Origin of the sequence: Leptolyngbya sp. FACHB-36, assembly GCF_014695955.1 — a bacterium.
Classification (GTDB): domain Bacteria; phylum Cyanobacteriota; class Cyanobacteriia; order Leptolyngbyales; family Leptolyngbyaceae; genus FACHB-36.
This window is the reverse complement of record NZ_JACJPG010000421.1, coordinates 1-5,629: the sequence shown is the minus strand read 5'-3', so window position 1 is coordinate 5,629 and position 5,629 is coordinate 1. Positions and strand designations below refer to the sequence as shown.

General features: G+C 53.8%; 7 protein-coding genes and 1 tRNA gene. 5 read left to right on the top strand and 3 right to left on the bottom strand.

Going from position 1 to position 5,629, the window contains the following annotated elements; translation table 11 throughout:
* The first annotated feature begins 32 nt into the window (after window positions 1–32).
* Both H6F43_RS11835 and H6F43_RS11830 read left to right on the top strand, forming a co-directional pair.
* Complete coding sequence (locus H6F43_RS11835) at window positions 33–293, top strand: hypothetical protein (protein WP_190342964.1); 261 nt, start codon at window positions 33–35, stop codon at window positions 291–293.
* Window positions 286–597, top strand: a complete 312-nt coding sequence (locus H6F43_RS11830) for a hypothetical protein (RefSeq protein ID WP_190342963.1) — start codon at window positions 286–288, stop codon at window positions 595–597. The genes H6F43_RS11835 and H6F43_RS11830 overlap by 8 nt, the downstream gene beginning before the upstream one ends.
* A gap of 78 nt (window positions 598–675) precedes the next feature.
* Here the strand turns inward: H6F43_RS11830 and H6F43_RS11825 are convergent, their stop codons facing one another.
* Window positions 676–1,761 (bottom strand): integrase, encoded by a 1,086-nt coding sequence (locus H6F43_RS11825; protein WP_190342962.1) that lies wholly within the window; start codon window positions 1,759–1,761, stop codon window positions 676–678.
* An 87-nt stretch (window positions 1,762–1,848) separates the two neighbouring features.
* Window positions 1,849–1,921: transfer RNA gene (locus H6F43_RS11820), tRNA-Arg, on the bottom strand.
* A 256-nt stretch (window positions 1,922–2,177) separates the two neighbouring features.
* Here H6F43_RS11820 and H6F43_RS11815 point away from each other — a divergent pair.
* The 3 genes from H6F43_RS11815 (at window position 2,178) to H6F43_RS11805 (ending at window position 5,253) form a co-directional block, all read left to right on the top strand.
* Entirely contained in the window at window positions 2,178–2,849 is a 672-nt protein-coding gene (locus H6F43_RS11815; protein WP_190342961.1) for an Npun_F0813 family protein, read from the top strand.
* A gap of 118 nt (window positions 2,850–2,967) precedes the next feature.
* Window positions 2,968–4,086 carry a hypothetical protein gene (locus tag H6F43_RS11810; RefSeq protein ID WP_190342960.1) on the top strand — a complete coding sequence of 373 codons (1,119 nt, stop codon included), beginning with the start codon at window positions 2,968–2,970 and terminating at the stop codon, window positions 4,084–4,086.
* Window positions 4,087–4,155: 69 nt separating this feature from the next.
* Complete coding sequence (locus H6F43_RS11805; protein WP_190342959.1) at window positions 4,156–5,253, top strand: helix-turn-helix domain-containing protein; 1,098 nt, start codon at window positions 4,156–4,158, stop codon at window positions 5,251–5,253.
* A 7-nt stretch (window positions 5,254–5,260) separates the two neighbouring features.
* On the opposite strand, the gene H6F43_RS11800 is transcribed toward H6F43_RS11805, so the two are convergent.
* Complete coding sequence (locus tag H6F43_RS11800; protein WP_190342958.1) at window positions 5,261–5,497, bottom strand: DUF1049 domain-containing protein; 237 nt, start codon at window positions 5,495–5,497, stop codon at window positions 5,261–5,263.
* Window positions 5,498–5,629: the final 132 nt, after the last annotated feature.

Genomic DNA, 5,629 nt, shown 5'->3' with positions numbered 1-5,629 from the left:
TGCACGAACTGAGACAGGAGCGGAAGAGTTAAGTGCAAATTTTCAAATACGCCACAGAAGGGCATTGTCTGTTAAAGACCAACAACTACAGCAAAACCCTTGAAATCATTCTGCTCCTGACAGCAGAGGTCAAAAAAGACTTCCCTCAGCTGGCAGATCGAGACATCCAGTTTCACATCTATAACGACGATCACTGGGGCAAGCAGATGGGCTTGGAATTTGTTATTCCAGCCAACGTTGAGGTTCCCGCCGACTACCAACCGCTCTACAGACTCCCTTTGTACTATGGCTGACAAATTCGTTTCCCTCTCAGAACTTGAGGCGGTTGTTGAAGCCATTCTTCGTCGGAAGTTGGCAGCCATGCTGGGCGTTGGTGCGCCTGAATCAGAGTGGCTGGATGCCAGCGCCGCCTACAAAGTGCTGGGCTATCCCAGCCTTAAGGCCCTCAACGACGCCCGCAAGTCTGGGCTGTATCGGCTAGGGACTGAAGTAGCCGATCGCCGCAAGCCAGGGTCCAAAAAGCCCCGCTATCAATACCACATCGCAATGTGCCAGCAGCGCAAACAACAAAATCCTGACAAGCGCCGCGCCATCTAAAAAAATTCTGTAACCTGTAAAGTCCTTACTCTGTCAGGGTTTTATCTATTTGTTTAAGGTTTTGGTAACACGTAAAAACTAAGGAGCCTGCGGACGATCGGGATCTGCCATTGCTTCGGCATATACCCGATCCTGCTCTTGCCGCGAGATCCAGCGCTGATAAGTATTCCAATGAATCGTCGGGCTGTGCCCCATTTCTTTTGCCGCAATTGGCACGGGCAGCCTAAAGTCTACCGACAGGCGAATCGCATACCGATGCCGCAAGTCGTAGGGATCAAACGGCACGTCATACCGATTAAATTGGCGCGACGCCCGTTCGCCATAAATCCGAAAAGTGTCGCCGTGAACCGCAGGTGGGTCAGCGTTGATTAGGTTCCAGCGATCGCTCCACTCCTGATAAAACGCTCGCACTAGGCGCGGTCCTGTTTTGCCTTTAAGCACTCTCAGCAGGTAAGGCGACTCCATCTGACAGAAAAACGCCTCGTGTGGTCGAAGCCCAAATACAGCACAGACGCCATAAAACCAGCGCCACGACTCTGTAGGAATTCGATCGCGCCACTCTGCAATTAGCGCGTCTGCTGGCGGCTCCCTCAGAACTTGGGGACGGTTTGAAGAGTACGATCCCTGATACTTGAGCAGATCTATTCTTAGGTTTGAATAATCAATTAATTTCTGAAGCTTCTTGCAGGTTTCCTTGCGATGGTGCGTATCAGCCTCAGTCGCAAAAACCGCCTCTAGCAACACCTCTGGCTTTAACAGGGCGTTCTGGGGCAGGCGATCATATACCGTCTGCCAGTGTCGCTCCCAGGTTGAATCTGCCAGCGTGTGCGTCGCCCGATATTCGCGTCGGAATCCCTCAATCCACTGCGCGATCGTTCGCTTCTCTGGCCCAGGTTCGTCCAGATATAGCCCCCAATCGAACCTCCCCATTGCCAGCAGCGAGCCTAGCCGCTGCACCTCTAGTTTTGCCCGTTGCAGCCCATCCTGACTGGCTAGCAGTCCCAACGATAAATCGTAGCGATGGTTCTCGGTGTGCCCGCTTCCTGGCTTGGGTGGTAGTGTCGCTCGCAAACACAGCGCGTCCCCATGCCGCCGCACCCGAACCGGAATCTTGCTGGCCTTCAGCCACTCGTTGATCGATTCGATCGTCAGTTGCTTCCCCAAATCTTCCCCGTTTTAACCGCTAATTTAGGTTGTTTCTGGTTAGTTTTAACCCTACCAGAACACTCTACAAAACGGCTAAAACCCTTACGGGTCCTGTGCGGCTCGAACGCACGACCGACCGCTTAGAAGGCGGTTGCTCTATCCACTGAGCTAAGGACCCTAACGCACATAAGCTTACTGTAACCTGTGTCTAGCTGGACGTTCAAGGGCGACGAAATGTTAGAACGCGACGCAGACTCTAACAGTTCTCCATGCAAAATTCCCAGTGCAGTGTACACTGGCATTCAAAACACAGGAATCCAATAAGATAAGGTTTGAATACCCGCCTCGACGAACTGCAGATCGCAATCTACACAATTTTCTCGATCGCGCATTCACTCCAGCCCCTCACCCCCTGATAGAGAATCGGCAGTGCCATGTTTATTCTGAAACGGCAGGACGTTGAAATTTCAAGCATTCAGCACCCAAAGCGAGATCAACCGATTCCGATTCTGACCTACCAGGGGCAAACCTTTCGTTTAATCAGCGTATTCAACGCCAGCCAGGAAGAAGACGCAAAGGCGTTTTGGCGCGATTTAACCGATAACCAGGGCAAAGCGTGCGTCCTGCTCGAAGAACCAGAGCGCTACAGCGTCTGGGGCAAAATTCGCTTGGAGCAGATGGGTGTCGAAGCAGAAGCTGCTTCGGGAAGCAGCGCGGTATCTCCTACCTACGTGCGCGCCAGCCTACTCATGCTTCAGGCAGTCTATATCGACGTGGAGGACTTGTTAGGCGGACGGCAGGCAGGCTTGTTTCAGAAAGAAATTGGGGAAATGTTCAAGCAGTGGCGCTTTCCCCAAGCGGACTCTCCTGACGCGGTGAAATACCTGTTGACGATCGACCCCCTCAACGCCGCCCACATTCCTGCCTGGCAAGAACACCACCTCAACACACTGCTTCAAGAACTCCATCGGCTGGGAAAGGCATACTTCGGCAACACCACATTTGTAGATCGATCGATCGATGCGTTGCAAGATCTCTCTACCAGCGATCGAAATCAGTTTCAGATGTGGCTAAATGGCTCTCCACTCGGTAAACTCTGGCGTTAGTAGGTTGAAGAAATGTGCAGAAGACGATCGATTGGCTCTGGTTTCGATTACCATTCGACACCTGCATTTAGGGCAGTTTCTGGGTTCTGACGGTTGGCATCTTCCTTATTGACGTTGGGTGGGCAGTTCTTTGGATAAGTCATCTAGTTCCAAATCGTTCCTTTCGGTGCAGGCGATCGTTCTGGCAGAGATTGCCTGGGCAGTATTTGCGCTGCTGTTTTTTTTGCTGTTTAGTGTGCCGCTGCCCGGTCAGGGGCGACCGGTTTGGTACTCGATCGGCACGTCGATATTTGAAGTGGTTGCGTATTTTGCGGCGGCGTTACTCTGCTTTAGAAACTGGCGCAGCCCGCAGATCGTTAGCGGTCGCAACGTTTGGCTGAGCATTGGCTTAGGAATGCTGTGCTACTTCGTGGGCGGATTATTGTTCACTTACTGGGAAACAGGCTTGGGGCGAGATGCTGCCGTTTCTCCGGGTGACTTCTTTTACGTGTTGACCTACATTCTCTTAATCATCGGCATGTTTTTAGCTGTGGCAGCGCGGCGACTAAACCTGGAGATTTGGCAGTGGGGCATTGTTGCTGCCATTACTGGAATTGGAGTTCTGTTCGCGTGGCTGATTTCCTCATCGCCTGCGTTACCGTCTGGGTCGTCACTACTGGTGCAACCGGCGATCGCGCAGACTGCCCCTGCCACCAAGCCCTCACCCACAAGATCCCCTGCGGCACCTGCCAAACGACAGGCGGCACCCGCTAAGCCTAGCCCAACTCCGGCAGCATCAACTCCGGCAGCATCTCCAACCCCTGCCATTGGACAACCCCTAGCCCCACCGCCTGCTGTTGATCAGACGACGCCACTCTCTACCGCGCAACAGCCGCCCGCGCCTGAATGGGCAGTGGCGGTAGAAGAATTGTTAAAGCCATTGGAAGTGCCGCTGGGCTGGTTCTACGTTGTCATCGATGTGCTGCTGCTCATTATTGCCACGACGCTACTGCTGGCGTTTTGGGGCGGACGATTCGCCCAATCTTGGCGGATGATTGCGGCGGCAGCGTTCTCGCTTTACATTGCCGATATGTGGTTCAAGTACGCAACCACCCGCCTACCTGACTACCAAAGCGGCGGATTGCTGGAAGTGTTCTGGGTGTTCAGCGGTGTGCTGTTTGGCATTGGGGCAGCGCTGGAGCACGACCTGTCGAGTCGATCGAGAAGTCGTGCGGGCGGACGGCGACGATCCGCATAACTCGTCAGCACCCAAGCTAGACGGTTCAGAATAGAATGGAGCAGGCGATCCTATCTCCGTAGAACCTACATGACCCCTCGCAAACTCTCTGAGTCCGATAAGCAGCAAATTCTAGAACTCTATCGCCAACCGAGAGAGACAACCTCGACTCTGGCGGAGCGGTATGGTGTGAGCAATAGCACCATCAGCCGCATCCTGAAGACGGGGCTGGCGGAAGCAGACTACGAGGCGCTGATTCAGCAAAAGCGAGTGGGACGATCGCCCGCTGAGCCAGTTGCGACTGCCACGGAGGTAGATGCTGAACCTGTACCTGTGGAGGTTACGCCTGCTGCTGAGGTGATGACAGAGGAAATGGCACCAGAGGAAGTTGAGGCAGCACTTCCTCTGCCTCAACCTGTGGAGGCTACGCCTGCTGCTGAGGTGGAGGCAGAAGAGGTGCTGCCAGAGCCAGTGCCGCTAGAGCCAGTGATGTCTCAACTCGATTTACCGGAAATCATATCGCGGACTCCGGCTGGACCAGAGCGTCGATCGCGTCGTCGTTCCTCTGCTGAGACAGTGGAACCTCAACCAGAGCCTCAACAAGAAGTGTTAGAGCTAATCGACCTTGCCCCCGTGTCGTCGCTGCTTTCAACGGCGGTCGAGGAGCCAAATAACGGCAGCAGTACGCCAGAAGCGGCAGCGGTTGAGGAGATGTTGGGCGAGGAGCTTGGCGATCAGGAAGCGCTGTTGGATCTCGACGAGGGCGACGATCTGGATGACGACGATTTGGATGATGATGACCTCGACGACGGCTTGGACGATGAAACAGACCTGTCCAGCGGCGGTCTGCTGGTTGGAAGCCGAGTGGATGGCTTGGCGGTTGAAGTTTTGCCGCTCTCCAATGCACCGATTCCAAAAACCTGCTACCTCGTCATCGATCGTGCGTCAGAGCTGATCGCGCGTCCCCTGAGTGATTTTGGCGATTTGGGGCAGATTCCTGCCGCTGAAGTGCAGGAAAAAACCCTGCCAGTGTTCGACAACCACCGCATCGCAAAGCGATTCTCGAATCCGCGGACTCAGCGTGTGATCAAGCTGCCCGATGGTCGAGTCCTGCAAAAGACGACGTCGCATTTGCAGGCGAAAGGAATCACTCGTCTGCTCATTGATGGACAGGTGTATTCGATTTAGAAAACCTTCACTCGTCGTCCTCAGTTCCGCTAGAAACGTCTACTAATAGGGGCTGCACGATCGCAGTACCCACAATTCCCGCTCCAACGCTGAATGCCAGCACAATTCCGACTGGAATATCGATCGACTGGAACACAAGAAATTTCAGCGCTACCGGAGTGAAGTTCTGAATCACGATAATGGAGATCACGCCAATCCAGAAGGCAACGAGCAACGAGGTGAGGACGGTGGCGAGGATTTTCATGGGAGTTGTCAGTTGTTAGCGTGTTCGAGATCGACGGTTAGCTTCTAGCAATTTGAATAACACTTGATTCCAGACTAACAACTGACGACTGATCCCTGCTTACGCGGGAACCGCCTCGATCGTGTGAATCAG